Genomic DNA, 16406 nt, shown 5'->3' on the forward strand with positions numbered 1-16406 from the left:
AGACGAGGAGAGGACTGGCATGGCAGACGACAGCTCGCTGTGGCGGGTCGTGGTGAACGATGAGGAGCAGTACTCGATCTGGGCGACCGGGCGGGATGTCCCGGACGGGTGGCGGGCGGTGGGCCCGGAACGCTCAAGGCAGGAATGCCTGGCCCACATCGAAGAGGTCTGGACCGACATGCGCCCGAAGAGCCTGCGGGACCAGCTCGGCAAGCCTGTGGGCGCGGTCATCCCGCCCTCCGCCACGGCATCCGCCGACTGAGCGGGCGGGCCACCATGTATCTCACACAGTTTCGGCAGAGTGCGGAAGCGCTCACCCGCTGGGCCTCGGACCAGAGCGTGGACCGACGCGACCTGGACCGCGTCTACCGGGGGCTGCGCTCGGACGAACCGGTCCGGAGCCGGGCGCACCGGCTGCAGCGCCCGGAAGTCCACATTCCAGGTCTGCGGAGTGCCGCATGGCACGATCCCTCCGAGTTCTCCTGGGTCGCTGGCTTGGAGGACGCCTACCCCCGGATTCGCGCGGAGTTCGAGCGCCAATACGCCGCGTCCGGCCTGACCCGCCACCCGGAGTCCACCGAGCTGGCGGAGCAGGGCCGCTGGAGCACGTACCACTTCTACCGGATGGGCGTGGCGTATCCGGAGCACCTGGCCGACTGCCCGGCGACTGCCGGGGTGCTCGCCGCGGTGCCCGGGATCTCCGACGCCGGCATGTGCTACTTCTCGGTGCTGGGGGCCAACACGAAGGTCAAGCCGCACTGCGGATTCCTGAACGCCCGTATCCGCTGCCACCTGGGCATCGTCGTGCCGCCGGACTGCCACATGCGTGTCGGCACCGAGACCCGCACCTGGCAGGAAGGCCGATGCCTGGTCTTCGACGACTCGTACGAGCACGAGGTCGACAACCTGGCCGACCGGCCCCGGGCGGTGCTGTTGTTCGACACCTGGCACCCCGACCTCTCCGATCCAGAGCGCCGCGCTCTGACCTACCTCATGAGGGAGTGGAGCACGGATGTGGACTGAGCAGGGCGACGGCGGTGTCGTCACTGCCGATCCCGGGCAACTGACCGCCTTCATCGACTCCGTGTGCCGGCAGATGGGAGCCGACCCGGATGTGGCGGCGGCGGTCGCAGGCCACCTGGTCGGCGCGAACGCGGCCGGCCATGACTCGCACGGCGTCCTGCGGCTCGGTCAGTACGTGGCCGAACTCGACCGCGGCGATCTCGCGCCGGCCGCTCGGCCCTCGGTGCTCAGGCGTCGCGGTGCCTGCCACCTCGTCGACGGTCACCGGGGATTCGGGCATTTCACAGCGCGGTTCGCCTCGGAACTCGCCATGGCCGAGGCCGCCGAGACCGGCCTTGCCGCCGTCGCCATCCGGCAGTGCGGGCACATCGGCAGGCTGGGCCACTACTGCGAGGAAATCGCGGCGGCGGGGATGGTCGGCCTCATGGTGGTCGGCGCGGTCGGTCCGGACGTCGGCGTCATGGCCCTGCCGGGCACCTCGCGGCGCTTCCTGGCAGCCAATCCCTGGGCACTGGGCATACCGGCCGCCGATTCCCCCGTCGTGGTCGATGTGTCCATGTCCATGCTGGCCGAGGGGAAGGTCTCCGACGCCGCGGCGCGCGGGGTGCGGCTGCCGGCGGGGTGCGTGGTCGACGCCGCGCATCAGCCGAGCCAGGAGCCGGGCGACTACTTCGCCGGCGGTGGACTGCTGCCCCTGGGCAGCCCGGCCGCCGGTCACAAGGGCTTCGGGCTGGCACTGGCCGCCGCCCTGCTGGGCGGCCTGGCCACCATCGACGACGACGACCCCGTGCTCGCCGGCACCCAGCGACCGCCGTGGTCCACCGGTGAAGCGGAGATGTCCGGTGTCTTCCTCGTCGTCATCGACCCGGAGGCCTTCGGCGGCCGGACGGCCTATCGAGAGTCCGTCGGCGAGGTCGCGCGGCACATCGCCAAGGTCGAGGTCGACGACGGCGCCACCGTGACGGTCCCCGGCGAGCCGGAGAACCGGAGCCGCGGTCTTCGCGCCGACGGCTTCGACCTGCCGACCGCCGTCGCCGCCCAGTTGGCCGACATCGGAGCCCGTTTCGGAATCCCGTTCCGGGCCGCGTGAACGAGCACGCCTCTTCACGTTCCCCGCAGCAGTGCTCTTTTCCATCACAACGAAAGACAGCCAAGGAGGCTGACATGCCGGCGTGGGTCGGAGACAGTCGACCGTATCTGGATCAGTGGATCGAGGAACAGCGCGTCGATCGGGCGCAGCTCACTCGAATAATCGACGGGCTGGAGTCCAGCGCGCTGCGCGAACCGAGCCAGGAGACCACCTTGCAGCGGCCGGAGGTGATCATCCCCGGCCTTGCCGCCAAACCGTGGTGGGACGCCGGCGAGTTCCCCTGGGTGGCGGATCTCGAGGCCTCGTTCGAAGCCATCCGCAAGGAGTTCGAGGCGGTGGGCGGTCTGGAGGCGACCGAGGCCGTCCGGCACCCCAACTCCGCCAACCTCGCCAAGGCCGGCCGGTGGAGCGCCTACTACTTCTACCTGTTGGGAAGAAAGTATCCGGAACACCTGGCCGCGTGTCCGGATACCGTCAGCGCGCTGTCCGCGCTGGACGGTGTCAGCGAGTCGGGCATGTGCTACTTCTCGATCATGGCGCCGAGGACTCACGTGGCGCCCCACTGCGGGTTCATCAACGCCCGTGTCCGCTGCCACCTGGCGCTGGTCGCCCCTGAGGGCGGGCACATGCGGGTCGGCACCGAGGACCGTCGCTGGGTGGAGGGCAAGGCGTTCCTCTTCGACGACTCCTTCGAGCACGAGGTGTGGAACGACAGTCCGTCGGGCCGTGCCGTGCTGCTCTTCGACGTCTGGCACCCGGACCTGACGGAGATCGAGAAGCGGGCCCTCGCCCACATGATGACCGTGTGGAAGACGATCCTCTACACGGACAACTAGATGAGCCCGGACACTTCTGCGGACGTGTGGGGATCCGCCGGGATCCCCACCACCACACACTGGGCGCTCTCGTCCTGGGCCTTGGTCAAGTCGACGGGATTCCCCTACGAACTGCTGGAGCGGTTACGGGCCGAGTCGATCGCCGACCTGGTGGCCGCCGGCGATGACAAGGCCATCGCCGACGCCATCGAGGGATGCGTGCACCACTTGGTGGACACGTGCCTCGAAGGGCGTTTCCTGGAGGCCGTCATGCTCTCCAGCCGAGGTGCGTACGAGCAGTTGCACCGCTGGCTGGCCGACGGCCCCGATCCCGGCCGGCTTCGTTCGGGAGACCGCCGGAAGGTGCTGCTGGCGGCCATGTACCTGCAGCGCATGTGCGCGAAGAACGAGAGCACGAGCTTCTTCGGGCCGGTGTACTGGGCGCGCGTCGGCCCGGGGGAGGGGCTCGTACTCGAAACCGGCGAGCCCGCCCCGGCGCGTACGCGGACCTACTGGACGCACTGGGCCGCGGAGGCCATCGCCGACGTGATGAGCGCGGACCCGCAGGTGCTGGCGCAGCTCGTCCCCTCGATCCCTCCGCAGCTGGTGCAGCGTGATGGCGAGTACATCGCGGTGCGCTTCGTGGACTGGCCGATCGAGGTGGATCGGCTTCAGCCGCCGGACCCAGGCTCGCTGGAGGACCGGCTTCTCGCCCGGTGCGACGGGCGCATGGACGCTGCGGGGCTGGCGCGTGCCGAGAACGCGGAGATCGAAGCGGTCACCGCGGCACTCGGCGAACTGGAACGGCGTGGCCTGGTCGACTACCGGGTGCAGGTACCGACGGGGGTGATCGACCCCCTCACCGCGCTGCGCGACCGTGCCGCCGCGCTGCGGGGGCCGGCCGGCCCCCGCTGGTGCTCGGTACTCGACACGCTCGGCAGGACAAGCGCCGCGCTCCAGGAAGCGGGCTCCCTCAAGGAGCGCCGGGACGCGTTGAACGGCGTGTCCGCTGCCTTCTCCGAGGTGACGGGCGCGGCGGCGGAGAGGGAGGCCGGCCGACACTATGCGGACCGGTCGGTGGTGATCGAGGACGGGCACTTCCCGTGGGATCGCTTCGACATCCGTGACCCCCTCTACGGATACCTCCGCACGGACATGCCGGTCCTGTTGGACCTGCTGTTCGAGCTCTCCCTGGCTCGTCGACGCCGGCGCGTGGAGATGATCACCGAATGGTTCGTCGATTCCTTCGGATACCGCAGCGTGCCGCTGGACCGGGTGATCGCCCATGCCAATGCCGACGGACTGGGGCAGCGGCTGCGGTCGGCGGACGATCAGGTACTGGCGGGCGGGCCATCGGCACTGACCGACCAGTTGTTGCGGAACACCGACCGCTCTCGGGTCCAGCTCGACATGGACTGGGCCAGGCAGCGGGCGGCGGGAGTCGACTTCGACACCTGGTGCGTGGCCGGGGCGGACCTGTTCGTGGACGCGCCCAGCCTGGAGGCCGTCAACGCCGGCTCCTTCCAGGTCGTCATCGGTGAGGTGCACGGCCTGCACGACCAACTGCTGCAAGGGCTCTGGCCGGCCCTGCACCCGCAGCGCGCGGCGTTCGAAGCGGAGGTCGGCGCACTCATCGGCGGCCTGACGGACGGCCGTATCTGCGACCCGGTCATGGGGCACTGGCGCAAGACCCTGGCCCGCAGCGAGGTGCTGCCGGAGATAGAGTTCCGCGGCGCCAGCCCGAGAGGGGCGGGTGACGTGGCCCGAGCCGCCTCCCTTTACATGACCGCGGACTCCGGGCGCCTGTCGCTCGAGTCCACGGCGCTGGGCAGGGTCCATCTCACCCGGCCACCCCTGTACTCCTGGGGGGACGAGGTGGAATCGGTGTTCACTCCGTTCACCGGTGCCCGGCTCATCGGCGCCGACGACATGTTCCGCAGGCTGGACGGGGCCGATCACCTTCCCAGGCTGACCCTCGGCCGTACGGTGGTCCACCGGGAAACCTGGCGGATTCCCACGTCCAGGAGGAAGTCCTGGACGAGCCTGTCCGTGGAGAACCAGAGATTCGCCCACGGGCTCAGGGAACAGTACGGGCTTCCGGAGCGGATCTACGCGAAGTTCCCCGGTGAACCCAAGCCGATCCTCGTCGACTTCGCCGTGCCGGCGCTCGTCGACCTGTTCTCCCGTCACTGCGCCCGAGCCACCGGGGCGGTGGTCGTCTCCGAAATGCTGCCGGACCGTGATGGTCTGTGGCTGCGGGACCAGGCCGGCAGGCACACCAGCGAACTGAGATTCGGATACTACCGCCGGTCGTCTACGGCAGGTGCGTGATGGACAGTGCGGGGACGGCCCGGGTGAAGAGTGTCGCGGGTGCGGGAGCGCCGCCGGAGACAGGTCCGGAGGGCGTCGGTTGCACACCCCTGCTGCGGCTGGTTGTTCCTGTGCGCGGTGAGAATCGCAGGCTCTGGCTCAAGCTGGAGGGCGCCAACGAGTACGGGTCGATCAAGGCTCGCACCGCACACGCGCTGCTGGGGGCTCGTGAACGCAGTGGGGAACTCCGGCCCGGCGGGGCGATCGTGGAGTCCACCTCCGGAAACCTCGGTGTCGCGCTGGCGGGCATGTGCCGGCGTCGTGGATACCGGTGCACTCTGGTCGTCGACGCCGACACCCCGAAGCGCAGCAAGGGGCTGATGGAGGCTCACGGGGCAGAGGTCATCGTGGTGCAGCGGGTTCCCGGCCGCAATCCGGTGGTGGAGCGTCTGGCCACCGTACGGCGATTGCTCCGGGAACGACCTGGTGTCGTGTGGACGGATCAGTATTCCAGTCCGGCCAATCCGGATGTGCACTATGGCTGGACGGCACCGGAGTTGGTGAGCGGGCTGGGGGACAGGCCCCCGGACGCCGTCGTGGCGGCAGTCTCCACCGGCGGAACGCTCGCCGGTCTGTCCCGGTACTTTCGGGAGCATCACCCCGACACGCGCATGGTGGCAGTGGACGCGGCCGGTTCGGTGGCTACCGGCGGCCGGCTGGAGCCGCGGCCGTTCAAGGTACCCGGCTTCGGCTCCGGGCGTCCGTCCGCCTTCCTTGGTCCAGAACAGTGGGACGTGCGCGTTCTGCTGGACGACCTGGCTGCTGCCCGGGCCTGCCGGCTTCTCCGTACGGCGACCGAACTCACTCTCGGCGGCTCGGCGGGGGCAGCCGTCCTCGGTGCTGTGATCGCCGCGCTCGGCGATCACGACCTACGGGACATCTGCGTGATCTGTCCCGACATGGGCGGCGCCTACCTGGGCACGGTCTATGCGGATCCTCCCGCCGAGCTGGCCGAGACGGGTTCCCTGCAGCGGGAAGGGTTGGAGGCGATCGCGGCAGCAGGCATGAAATGACGCGCGCCGCTCGGAGACGGCGGAGACGGCGGAGACCCGGCGGCGGCCGAGCCGGTCGATGACCGGGCCGAGGAGGCCGAGGCCGAGGCCCGGCGGGCGTACGCGACCGAGCAGGGCCGCCGCTGGTTCCGACACGACCCGAACGGCGCGGACGCCATCGCCGCCGCGACGAAGGCCGCCGGCAGGGCCCGGGAGCGCACTGCCGACTACCTGCTCGCGGCGCGGCTGGAGCAGCTGCGCGAGCAGCCGACGGCGTCGCCAAGATCCCCGTCACCGACCTTTGGGAAGGCAAGGGCTACGCAGCCCGCATGACGCTGCGGGCGTTGCGCGGCTACGAGACCTTCAGGACGGGTTGGGGGACGTGGCCTTTGGCGGGCGCCCGGATTTCGCTGTTCAGCTCTTGCGGGCCAGCGGTTGCCCGGCGAAGTCCACCCCTTCAAGGCCATGGGCCATGAGGTTGCGAATGTTGCCGTGATCAGTGTCGTTCGGCGTCGCCAGCACACTGCGATAGTGCTCACCGAATGCCAGCAGGGCCTCTTGGTCGCTCAGTCCTTCCAGCAGGGCCAGTCCCAGCGTCTTGCAGGAACCCTCGTTCTCACCTGCGGCGTTTTCCAGTTCCCCGTTGCGGAACGCCTGCGGCCGGTATTCGTAGTGCGCGGTGATGAAGGCCAAGGTGTCGGCGAACTCGTGCTCACCTGACGCAAGGCTTGCCCGCAGCGAGTTCAGATCAGTCATCTCGGTTCCCCTGGGTTGGACGGACGGTCCGTTTGCCTTCCGTGACCGGGGGACCATAGCCCCTTCAGGCCATCCGGTAGGAATCGGGCCACATGTCGGAACGACCGGCGGTACGACGGGCTGCTGCGCGCCATCGCGGTCTACGAGGAGGCCCACCCGGACGAGGTGCTGGCCGGGCCGCCGACCGGCCCCACGGCTGGGTCAGCCCGGCTTGACCGCCAGCGTCGCAAAATAGTTCGACATGTATTGAGCGGATGCGTTGGATTGGTGCGGCGCTTCCGTGAAGCCGGTGAGGACGAACCCGGCGGCGAGCTGCCCGCCGATCTGGTCGGTGAGGGTGTGGCTGTATTCAAGAGGGGCATCCGCGCCGAACTTCGTGGCGCGTTCCTCGGCGGAGTACTGCGTGACATCGCTGTAAGGCAGCTTGTGCACGACGATCAGCTCGCCGCGCTCGTCGAGCGCCTCGTGGTCGAACAAGTACGCATCAGGGTTGAGGAAGCCCACGAGCAGAGTTCCGCCCGGTCGCAGGACGCGGAAGCATTCACGCCACACCGGTGCCAAGTCTGGTACGAAGAGGTTGGAAACCGGATGGAATACGACGTCGAATGTTGCGTCGCCGAAGGCGCTGAGGTCGCGCATGTCGCCTAGGACGGTGCGCAGCTCGAGTCCGTCGCGCGCCGCCACCATCCGGTCCTGGCCGAGCTGACGGGGTGAGTTGTCGAATACGGTGACCCGCGCCCCTGCGGCGGCGAGGATCGGACCCTGCTGGCCGCCGCCGGAGGCCAGGCACAACACGTCCTTGCCGGTCAGGTCCGTCGGCAGCCAGGAGCGGTCGACTGGCTCACGTCCGATGAGAACAATCGACCAGTCGCCCCTGCGGGCGCGCTCGACATCCTCAGCACTCACCGGCCTCGACCACTCGTTGCCCTCTTGGACACACTTGTCCCAGGCTGCCCGATTGTGGGCAACGGGGTCAACAACGTTGTCCTGCACGTTCAACTCCCTGCTACAGCCAAGCGGGCACCCGCGGTACTGACAGTTCGGTGCCGCTAGCCAACACGATTGCAGGGTGCGGGCTCAACGAAATGAGCGGGCAGCCAGGTGTCCACGGGCTCGACGGGTGGTCGCGCAGCGGGTGCGTAAGCGCTGATTGCCGGGGTTGCGGAAGCCGTAGGCGCCAAGGGCGATGGTCTTGATGCTCCGCCCGCGCGTTCTCCGATGCCGGGCCGCGCGCCCTGGTGGAGTGCTACGCGGGCCGCCGCCGACCGTCGCGCGACGGTCCGATCCGCCGCCGCGGACCTCAACTCAAGCCACCGGGAGCGGCGTTCGCCGACCGATGGCAGAATGATTGGGTGGTCACCCTTGAGACTCCCCGTTTGATCCTGCGTCGCTGGCGCGAGGAAGACGTTGCGCCCATGGCTGCCGTCAATGCCGACCCCGAGGTCATGCGGTGGATCCGTGACGGCAGCGTCCGTGACGAACAGCAGACTCGCGGCGGGATCCGGGCATGGGAGAGCGAGTGGGAGTCACGGGGCTTCGGCCTGTTCGCCGTGGAAATCCGGTCCACTGGCGAGCTGGCCGGGTTCACCGGCCTTTCGGTGCCCGACTTCTTGCCGGAGGTACTGCCGGCGGTGGAGGTCGGCTGGCGGCTGGGACGTTCCCACTGGGGGCAGGGCTTGGCCACCGAGGCCGCTGCGGCCGCTGTACGGTTCGGGTTCGAAGAGCGAGGGCTGGAGCGGATCGTCAGCATCACTCAGGTGGGCAACGACGCCTCCGAACGGATCATGACCAAACTGGGGATGCATCCGGTGCGTGAGACCGTCAATCCCACTGGCGGCCGGCGAGTTCGGGTGTTCGAGTTGTCGTCGGACCAGTACGTCACAACCACTCGTTGACGGCGGCAACGAGGACGGTGGCCTCGTAGCGGACCGCGAGCTCGTCGAAGACACCGCCCGGTGGTTCCTTTTGCATCGCCTCTTGCATCGCCGACAGCCCAGCCACCTCCGGGACTCAGGCAGGACATCCAGGCAGTCTCTTTCGGATCACCGCGGGGTAGCCGTCAAAAATGGGCGGTTCCCTGCGGCTGGCCCGGCTAGTGTCCGTCCGAGTGGCGAGCAACAGGGGGCCTGATGGCGACGTCAGTAGTGGGCGAGGCGCTTGGCCGGCTGTGTGCCGTGCACGTGTCGGAACGGGATGACGGCGACTTCCCTGACGAGCTGTTCGACCGTGTGGACGACCTGATTGATGCCTACGGCGCCGACGACGTCGCCGAGATCGTTGCTGCGGCAGTGGAAGCCGGCCAGGCGTCGGTAGAACAGGCGATCGTGTTCCTGAACGTTGCGGCGTGGTCGGGCACGGATAACGGTGCGTCCATGAAGTCCACTCTGGACGAGTGGGTACGGAAGGCAGACGACGCCGTTCGTCTGGGCATCGCACTGCACCACGAGTGCTACCCCTTGCCCACGCGTACGGAGATGATTGCGAAGCTTTCCGAGATCGCTCTGCGCTTCCCGGCGTACCGGGCGATCTGCGAGCGTCACATCGCAGACCGTCCCGCGGACTGCCTCCGCAGTTGAACGCTCGCTGCTTCCGGACCGGACCCACCGGCGAGGTGGCCGCTGGCGCACATCAGCACATCAGCACTTCGCCGGAGCTCGTGAAAGGGGGGGCGATGGCGGACGAGCCTGACGATCACGCCCTCGGGCGGTGACGCGGCGGGCTGACCAAAAGGTCCACCTGGCGGTCGACGGCAACTGCCGCCCGCCGGCCTTCGTCCTCACTCCGGGCCAGGCTGGGAATGCACCCGCGTTCGGGACGGTGATGGCCGCGATTCGTTGCCCCGTCTGGAGCGCGAGGTGATCCGAAAGAGACGGCGTAGGCCCGCTGTCAGAGAGTGTTGGCAAGATCGTTGCCATGAATGGCACACGTACCACCCCGCCCCGGCCGGTCGACATCGCCGCGGTCTTCCCCGCGCTGGCCCCGCTGGGCCGCCCAGCGGTCCGGTTGCACCCGCGTCCCGGCTCTCCCACGGTGCACGACAGCTCGATCGGCGGGCCCCTGCTGTGGCCCGCACAGCAACCCTGGCTGTACTGCCGCATCGAGCATGAAGGCCTCCACCCCCTGGTGCCCGTGGCCCAGTTGTACGCGCGGGACATACCCCTGCTGCGGCCGCCCGGGCGGACCGACCTGCTGCAGGTCCTGTGGTGCCCTTCGGAGCACGCGCCGGACTCAAGCATTCCGATCGAGTTGTCCTGGCGGACCGCCGCGGATGTCACCGACGTGCTGGCGGCGCCGCCCGAGCCGTTCGACGCGGACGAGTACCTCTACGTGCCTGAGCCGTGCGTGCTCGCGCCGGAGCAGGTCACCGAGTACCCCGATTCCCTGGAACTCCCCGAGGAGTTGAAGCAGCAGATCACGGACCCCGCGCCCTGGCGGGCGGCGGGCATCGTGGTCGACGACGCCGACCCGCAGGTGCTCTATGACAAGGCGCTGTCCCACGCCCCCGGCTGGAAGATCGGTGGCTGGGCTCCCTGGGGGCTCACCGACCCCGTCCCCCGGTTCTGTGTGGCCTGCGGTACCGCGATGACGCCGCTGCTGACCATCGCCTCGTCCGAATGGCACCGCAGCAGCACGAGTTGGATCCCGTACGAGGATCAGGTCCCCGGCGCATCCGACGACAGTTGGTCCAATCCGCCCGAGATCACGGTGCTGGACGCCAATCACCTCCAGCTGTACGCCTGCCCGGCGAACGGAGGCCACCCGCACACCGACCTGGTCCAGTGAGGGGCTTCGGAACGCCCGGAACCGGGCATTCCGCAACAGCGGCGTCCGTACGGGGTGACGAAGGGATCCGACCGCTCCCCCCGGCCGGATCCGGCGGGGCTAGGGATCTTGCCGGTCAAGCCCGCGTCGTCCGGTGTCGGGCGGCGCGGGCAAGGCAAGCGTCCCGGGAGCGATCCGATCGGACCACCACTGGCCATGGCGTGGTTCGAGCCAGACGCCGGCTCCGTCGTAGGTGTCCCGGAACTCAGGGTGGGCGATCAAGGCGGTGAGAAGGTCCTGGTCGGCCGGTGACACGGGCGGCAGGTGGAAGCGCTTGATGTGAACCCACCGGTAGCCGTGGCTCTGCCCGTCGGGGAAGTCGGCATCCTGAAGACCCGCCCGCCCGGCGTCGCTCCCGGTCGGCTGGGTCGTTGACCGGGTGAGGCGCCGGGCCGGGGGGAAAGCCACCGTGCTCGCGGACGGCTCGATTCGGCTACGCGTCGCGCCTGTGCAGCAGCAGACCGCCGACCAGCAGCGCGGCCGCGCGGTAAGGACGGTGATCCGGTTCGGCACTGCCATGAGCGTGGTGCGGATCATCCCGGTGCCGTACTCGCCGCTGACGGCCAGCACCGCGAAGACGGCGATGACCGCCTGCCCGACGGTGACGCCGGTCAGGGCGAGCTTGACGGCGTCCTGGCCGCACCCCGCGTCCGGGCACTTCACGGCCTTGGCGGTGCCGCAGCCGACGGCCACGGTCAGCGCGACGGCGAGCAGGAGCAACCTGCCCATTTCCCCTGCGGTGCGCAACTTTGTCCACTCCGCGCGCAGGGCGCGGCCGAAGTCCCCTCGCCACGCGCCGTCAGCCGTGCTCGCGAGTCGTGCACCGCTCAGGAGACTCATACGTCCCTCCCGCGCAGCCGCACCCCGGCCAGACCGAAGGCGAGCGCGGCGTATCCGCACAGCACGGCGAGGCCGGCCCAGGGCGCCAGCGGGTAGTAGCCGGTCGACGGTTCGTACACGCTGAGCACCTGCGCGTACTGCGGCAGGGTCTGCTGGATGGCGAAGCCCGCGGCCGGGGTCACCCGCAGCAGCCACTCCGAGACGCCCGGGGGCAGTACGCCGGAGGTGGCGAGCAGGAAGGGCAGCACGATCGACGCGATGACCAGGGCGACAGCCGTGCCGCTGCGCCGCAGCAGGGCACCGACGCCGAGAGCGAGCACGGCGGCGGCTGCGCAGAGCAGTCCGGTTCCGACCATGACGCGCACTTCGGTCGCCGACGTGACGGGGAAGACATGGAAGCCCCTGCCACCCGTGCTGCGTTCCCCGATGGGAATGGTGATCGCGGCGGCGACCAGGCCGATGGCGAACGCGACGCCCCCGGCCACCAGCGCCTTGGCACCAAGCACCCGGCCCCGCGGCGGAGTTGCCGCCATGGTCGTACGCAGCAGACCACGCCGGTACTCGCTGGTGATGAACACCGTGCCCACGGTGATCACCACGATCAGCCCGGCGAATGTGCCGACGAGGAAGTTCTCGACGGAGAAGCCGACGCCCATGGCGGGCCCGCCGACGACCGGTGCGATGTCGCCGGCCCCCGTCACGGTGAACCCGCCGCCGTCGGTCTGGGTGAAGCCGCCCTCGGTGGTGTTCGTGTAGCTGCCGGAGGTGCCCGCGTCACCGCCCACCTGGGTGCCGCTCCAGGCGCTCTGGGACCAGCCACCGGTGAGGCCGGGACGGCCGAAGGTGCCGGTGGCCACGGCGGGGCTGAAGCCCGTTCCCGCCGCGGTGTCCTGCTTGGCCTCCGGTGACGTGGCGAAGAGCCCGGCCTGCACGGTGCGCGCAAGCCCAGGCAGCTTCGCCTGGCCGACCTTGGTCCAGTGGGAGCCGTCGGTGGACGCGTAACCGGTGAGGCTGTCGCCGGAGCGGACCAGGCGCAGCCAGCGCGGGGACTCCTCGGTCACCTTGCCGGAAGGGCCCGCCGTGTCGTGCGTGTAGTCGTACTGCATGCGCACGCCGTGACCGCCGGTGGCCATGACCGCCGCGTACGGGGATCCCTGGGTGAGGCTTTCCTTCACGATGATCCCTGCCTTCGCCCAGGGCTGGGCGCCCTGGGCCGTCTTGCCGGTCCCGGTGTCGGCCACACCGGTCAGGGACCGCAGGGGAACGGTGAGGGCGCCGTCGCCGGTGAGTGTCCTGTGGACGAAGTAGAAGCTGTCATTGACGGCCTCGCCGCCGGGGCCCTTCGGATACGAAGCGGAGTCGGCGCCGCCCCCGCCCCCGCCGGGGGCGGGGGCGGCCGTGCCGAGCAGGCCGACCACGATCGTCACCCGGAGCGCCCCCGCCATGGCGAGGACCCAGCCGCGTACCGTACGGAACTTCGTCCACTCGGCGTGCAGCGTCCTGAGGAACCCGCTCGGCTCAGCGCGCCTCGTGGCCGGGCGGCGAGGGGTGAGGCTGGCTGTCATCGCGTGGCCTCCCCTGCCGGGATGCCCCGGTACTCCACCGCGTCCCGGGTGAGCTCCATGTACGCCTCTTCGAGCGTCGCCCGGTGCGCGGACACCTGCGAGAACGGCACCCCGTTCCGGGCGAGCAGGGCCACGATCTCCTCGTCGGGCAGGCCCGTGACGCCAAGGGTGTCCGGGCCGGTGGCGAGAACGGCGGCGCCCGCGCCGTGCAGGACCTGCGCGGCGCGCGGAGGCGCGGAGGTACGCAGGGTGACCCGGCCGCCGGACGCCTCGGCGAGCAGCTCGGACACGCTGGTGTCCGCGACGACCCGGCCGCGACCGATCACCACGAGATGGTCCGCGGTGTCTTCGAGTTCGCTCATCAGGTGACTGGAGACCAGGACAGCGCGGCCCTGCCGGGCCAGCTCCGCCAGGAAGCCGCGCATCCACACGATGCCGTCGGGGTCGAGGCCGTTGAACGGCTCGTCCAGCATGACCACCGGCGGGCACCGAGCAGCGCCGCCGCGATCCCCAGGCGCTGGCGCATGCCCAGCGAGAAGCCGCCGGCCTTGCGCCGGGCCGCCGTGCCCAGGCCGGCCTGTTCGATGACCTCGTCCACGCGCCGGGGTGGCACGCCCTGTGAGTGGGCCAGCCACAGCAGGTGGTTACGGGCGGTGCGGCTCGGCTGCAACGCGGAGGCGTCGAGCAGTGCCCCCAGATGCCGGAGGGGGCGACGCAGGGTGCGGTACGGCACTCCGCCGACCAGGGCCTTTCCCTCCTCAGCTGCGTCAAGGCCCAGGATCACGCGCATGGTGGTGGACTTGCCCGCGCCGTTCGGGCCGACGAAGCCGGTCACCCGTCCGGGCCGCACGGTGAACGTCATCCCGTCCAAAGCCAGCTGCGGCCCGAAGCGTTTGCGCTAACCGACGACCTCGATCGTCGCCTTCGTACTCTCATCGCTCATGGCTCCACCCTGTGACGGAGCGAGTTACAGGGGCCGAACGGCCACTGTCATCTCGCTGTTAGGCGCCTCGGCTTAGCCTGGCCTGGTACGTGTCCTGGTACGTGTCTCGTGCGGTGGCGAGAGGGGAGCATGCGGATGAAATGGGGCCCGGCCCGACGGCTCGCGGACCTGACTGCCCGGCTCGGCCTGCGCCGTGGCACTGCCCGCACCCGCTTCACCGCCCTGTACGTGACTCTGTTCCTGCTGTCGGGGACGGCGCTGCTGGCCATCGCGGCCGTGGTGGCATCCGGCGGAACGCGCTCCAGCCAGACCGCCCCCGATGGCGGCACCGAACAGCCCGCCACGGCGGCACAGGCCCAGGGCCGCATCGACGAGCTGGAGCAGCAGCTGGCCCAGGCGCACGACACCCAGTCCCGGCAGATCCTGCTCGGCTCCGCCATCGCCCTCGGCATCATGGCGGTGATCTCGGTCGGGCTCGGCTGGTTCGTCGCCGGCCGGGTGCTTCGCCCGCTGCGCGTGATGACAGCGGCCACCCGCCGGATCACCGCCGACAGCCTGCACGAACGCCTGGCCATCGGCGGCCCCGGCGACGAGGTGAAGGACCTCGCCGACACCATCGACGACCTCCTCGGCCGCCTGGAGGGCTCCTTCGACGCCCAGCGCCTCTTCGTCGCCAACGCCTCCCACGAGCTGCGCACCCCGCTCACCACGATGCGGGCCTCCCCGGACGTGGCCCTCGCCAAGCCGGGCCCGGTACCCGAGACCACGGCCACGCTGGCCGCCCGGATGCGCGCCGAACTCGACCAGGTGGACCGGCTGCTGGAGAGTTTCCTCGTCCTGGCTCGCACCCGGCACGGGGAGTTCACCGACTCGGCTGACCTCACCCTCGGCCAACTCGCGCTGACCGCCCTGACCGGACGGGCAAAGGACATTGCCGCCAAGGGCCTGACCGTGCGTGAAAACCGGATCGACGACTGCGCGTGGGTCTGGGGCAGCCAGACGCTGCTGCGCCGCGCGGTCGACAACGTGGTCGACAACGCGATCACGCACAACGGCCCCGAGGGCTGGATCAGTGTCGCGGTACCGGCCGAAGGAGACGACGCAGGCGCAGTGTCCCTCGTCGTCGAGTCCAGCGGACCGGTCCTCGACCAGCGGCGGGTTGCGGACCTCGTGCAGCCCTTCCGCCGCCTTGGCGCCGACCGGACCGGCACCGGCCAGGGCAGCGGCCTCGGCCTCTCCATCGTCGCGGCCATCACTCAGGCCCACCACGGCACCCTGGACCTGCGCGCCCGCCCCGACGGCGGCCTGCGCGTCACCATCACCCTCCCCCGTACGGACGGCAGGGCGACGGCGAAAGCTCACAACACAGAAACGGCCGTGACGCGTTGAGAGTCCTGGTGGTCGAGGACGCCCGGCCCCTCGCCGAAGTCATTGCCGAGGGACTGCGCGACCAGGGCATGGCCGTGGACGTGGCCCACGACGGGCTCGACGCCGCTGCCAAGCTGGACGTCAACGCGTACGACGTCGTCGTGCTCGACCGCGACCTGCCAGGCATCCACGGCGACACCCTCTGCCAAATGATCACCGAGCGGGACGGCCGCGTGATGGTCCTGATGCTGACCGCCGCCGACTCACCCGGCGACCGCGTCAGCGGCCTGACCCTGGGCGCCGACGATTACCTCGCCAAGCCCTTCCACTTTCCCGAACTCGTCCTGCGCATCCGCGCCCTGGCCCGCCGCCGCCCCGCCGCCCGGTCCCGCACCCTGAGCACGGCGGGAATCGAACTCGACCCGATGCGCCGCACCGCCATCCGCGACGGCCGCCAACTCGACCTCTCCCTCAAGGAGTTCGCGGTACTCGAAGCCCTCCTGAACGCGAGCCCCGCCTTCCTCAGCACGGAAAACCTCCTCGAACAGGTCTGGGACGAACACGCCGACCCGTTCACCAACACCGTCACGGTGACCATCAGCCGCCTGCGCCGCAAACTCGGCGACCCCCCGGTCATCGCCACCACACCCGGCGTGGGGTACCGGATCACCGACCCAGCCGTCCCACCCGCCTGAGCAGCCGCCAGCCGCCAGCCGCCAGCCGCCAGCCGCCGGCCGCCAGGCGCCGGCGACTCCGTGACCGTGACCGGCGCTCTGACGCCCGAACTGGAGGTCCGGGCAGACACCCCGCTGTCCGCATTCG

General features: G+C 70.0%; 15 protein-coding genes and 2 pseudogenes. 12 read left to right on the top strand and 5 right to left on the bottom strand.

The genetic code is table 11. The features are described 5' to 3' along the window. Positions 1-19: 19 nt before the first annotated feature. The 6 genes from ACZ4TG_RS25510 (at position 20) to ACZ4TG_RS25535 (ending at position 6311) form a co-directional block, all read left to right on the top strand. On the top strand, positions 20-262 hold the full coding sequence (locus ACZ4TG_RS25510; RefSeq protein ID WP_468166667.1) for an MbtH family protein: 243 nt from the start codon (positions 20-22) through the stop codon (positions 260-262). Positions 263-339: 77 nt separating this feature from the next. Then, positions 340-1023: an aspartyl/asparaginyl beta-hydroxylase domain-containing protein gene (locus ACZ4TG_RS25515; RefSeq protein ID WP_468166669.1), complete on the top strand. Its 684-nt coding sequence runs from the start codon at positions 340-342 to the stop codon at positions 1021-1023. Continuing rightward, entirely contained in the window at positions 1013-2113 is a 1101-nt protein-coding gene (locus ACZ4TG_RS25520; protein WP_468166671.1) for an Ldh family oxidoreductase, read from the top strand. The genes ACZ4TG_RS25515 and ACZ4TG_RS25520 overlap by 11 nt, the downstream gene beginning before the upstream one ends. A 74-nt stretch (positions 2114-2187) precedes the next feature. After that, positions 2188-2949 (top strand): aspartyl/asparaginyl beta-hydroxylase domain-containing protein, encoded by a 762-nt coding sequence (locus tag ACZ4TG_RS25525; RefSeq protein ID WP_468166673.1) that lies wholly within the window; start codon positions 2188-2190, stop codon positions 2947-2949. After that, positions 2950-5259 carry a lantibiotic dehydratase gene (locus tag ACZ4TG_RS25530; protein WP_468166675.1) on the top strand — a complete coding sequence of 770 codons (2310 nt, stop codon included), beginning with the start codon at positions 2950-2952 and terminating at the stop codon, positions 5257-5259. 23 nt (positions 5260-5282) lie between these two features. Further along, the gene (locus tag ACZ4TG_RS25535; RefSeq protein WP_468166677.1) at positions 5283-6311 is read left to right on the top strand and encodes a cysteine synthase family protein; all 1029 of its coding nucleotides are present in this window, start codon (positions 5283-5285) and stop codon (positions 6309-6311) included. A gap of 393 nt (positions 6312-6704) precedes the next feature. On the opposite strand, the gene ACZ4TG_RS25540 is transcribed toward ACZ4TG_RS25535, so the two are convergent. After that, on the bottom strand, positions 6705-7046 hold the full coding sequence (locus ACZ4TG_RS25540) for a HopJ type III effector protein (RefSeq protein ID WP_468166679.1): 342 nt from the start codon (positions 7044-7046) through the stop codon (positions 6705-6707). A gap of 201 nt (positions 7047-7247) precedes the next feature. After that, positions 7248-8039 (bottom strand): class I SAM-dependent methyltransferase, encoded by a 792-nt coding sequence (locus ACZ4TG_RS25545; protein WP_468166681.1) that lies wholly within the window; start codon positions 8037-8039, stop codon positions 7248-7250. A 389-nt stretch (positions 8040-8428) separates the two neighbouring features. Between ACZ4TG_RS25545 and ACZ4TG_RS25550 the strand changes: the two genes are divergently transcribed. The 4 genes and pseudogenes from ACZ4TG_RS25550 (at position 8429) to ACZ4TG_RS25565 (ending at position 10829) form a co-directional block, all read left to right on the top strand. Beyond that, a complete protein-coding gene (locus tag ACZ4TG_RS25550) occupies positions 8429-8941 on the top strand; it encodes a GNAT family N-acetyltransferase (RefSeq protein ID WP_468166835.1) in 513 nt (170 codons plus the stop codon). Positions 8942-9175: 234 nt separating this feature from the next. Beyond that, the gene (locus tag ACZ4TG_RS25555) at positions 9176-9622 is read left to right on the top strand and encodes a hypothetical protein (protein WP_468166841.1); all 447 of its coding nucleotides are present in this window, start codon (positions 9176-9178) and stop codon (positions 9620-9622) included. Between the two features lie 55 nt (positions 9623-9677). Continuing rightward, positions 9678-9887: pseudogene (locus ACZ4TG_RS25560) on the top strand (IS5/IS1182 family transposase); the annotation flags it as partial. 72 nt (positions 9888-9959) lie between these two features. Next, positions 9960-10829 carry a hypothetical protein gene (locus tag ACZ4TG_RS25565; RefSeq protein WP_468166683.1) on the top strand — a complete coding sequence of 290 codons (870 nt, stop codon included), beginning with the start codon at positions 9960-9962 and terminating at the stop codon, positions 10827-10829. Positions 10830-10928: 99 nt separating this feature from the next. Here ACZ4TG_RS25565 and ACZ4TG_RS25570 read toward each other — a convergent pair whose 3' ends face one another. The 3 genes and pseudogenes from ACZ4TG_RS25570 to ACZ4TG_RS25580 all read right to left on the bottom strand — a co-directional run bounded on the left by ACZ4TG_RS25570 (position 10929) and on the right by ACZ4TG_RS25580 (position 14135). Further along, positions 10929-11708, bottom strand: a complete 780-nt coding sequence (locus tag ACZ4TG_RS25570) for a hypothetical protein (RefSeq protein WP_468166685.1) — start codon at positions 11706-11708, stop codon at positions 10929-10931. Next, positions 11705-13273 (bottom strand): DUF1349 domain-containing protein, encoded by a 1569-nt coding sequence (locus ACZ4TG_RS25575; protein WP_468166687.1) that lies wholly within the window; start codon positions 13271-13273, stop codon positions 11705-11707. Before ACZ4TG_RS25575 ends, ACZ4TG_RS25570 begins: the two co-directional genes overlap by 4 nt. Next, positions 13270-14135, bottom strand: a pseudogene (locus ACZ4TG_RS25580) (ATP-binding cassette domain-containing protein). The gene ACZ4TG_RS25575 and the pseudogene ACZ4TG_RS25580 overlap by 4 nt, the downstream one beginning before the upstream one ends. 216 nt (positions 14136-14351) lie before the next feature. Here ACZ4TG_RS25580 and ACZ4TG_RS25585 point away from each other — a divergent pair. Together ACZ4TG_RS25585 and ACZ4TG_RS25590 are read left to right on the top strand one after the other, a co-directional pair. Further along, positions 14352-15605 (top strand): sensor histidine kinase, encoded by a 1254-nt coding sequence (locus tag ACZ4TG_RS25585; protein WP_468166689.1) that lies wholly within the window; start codon positions 14352-14354, stop codon positions 15603-15605. Next, complete coding sequence (locus ACZ4TG_RS25590) at positions 15602-16279, top strand: response regulator transcription factor (RefSeq protein WP_468166691.1); 678 nt, start codon at positions 15602-15604, stop codon at positions 16277-16279. Before ACZ4TG_RS25585 ends, ACZ4TG_RS25590 begins: the two co-directional genes overlap by 4 nt. Positions 16280-16406: the final 127 nt, after the last annotated feature.

Source organism: Streptomyces sp. NPDC028314 (assembly GCF_055565795.1).

What these genes read in the sequence shown, in the direction of transcription:
- ACZ4TG_RS25570 (WP_468166685.1), bottom strand. Translation starts at nt 11,708, where the DNA reads ATGAGTCTCCTGAGCGGTGCACGACTCGCGAGCACGGCTGACGGCGCG.
- ACZ4TG_RS25530 (WP_468166675.1), top strand. Translation starts at nt 2,950, where the DNA reads ATGAGCCCGGACACTTCTGCGGACGTGTGGGGATCCGCCGGGATCCCC.
- ACZ4TG_RS25540 (WP_468166679.1), bottom strand. Translation starts at nt 7,046, where the DNA reads ATGACTGATCTGAACTCGCTGCGGGCAAGCCTTGCGTCAGGTGAGCAC.
- ACZ4TG_RS25525 (WP_468166673.1), top strand. Translation starts at nt 2,188, where the DNA reads ATGCCGGCGTGGGTCGGAGACAGTCGACCGTATCTGGATCAGTGGATC.
- ACZ4TG_RS25510 (WP_468166667.1), top strand. Translation starts at nt 20, where the DNA reads ATGGCAGACGACAGCTCGCTGTGGCGGGTCGTGGTGAACGATGAGGAG.
- ACZ4TG_RS25565 (WP_468166683.1), top strand. Translation starts at nt 9,960, where the DNA reads ATGAATGGCACACGTACCACCCCGCCCCGGCCGGTCGACATCGCCGCG.
- ACZ4TG_RS25575 (WP_468166687.1), bottom strand. Translation starts at nt 13,273, where the DNA reads ATGACAGCCAGCCTCACCCCTCGCCGCCCGGCCACGAGGCGCGCTGAG.
- ACZ4TG_RS25585 (WP_468166689.1), top strand. Translation starts at nt 14,352, where the DNA reads ATGAAATGGGGCCCGGCCCGACGGCTCGCGGACCTGACTGCCCGGCTC.
- ACZ4TG_RS25555 (WP_468166841.1), top strand. Translation starts at nt 9,176, where the DNA reads ATGGCGACGTCAGTAGTGGGCGAGGCGCTTGGCCGGCTGTGTGCCGTG.
- ACZ4TG_RS25520 (WP_468166671.1), top strand. Translation starts at nt 1,013, where the DNA reads ATGTGGACTGAGCAGGGCGACGGCGGTGTCGTCACTGCCGATCCCGGG.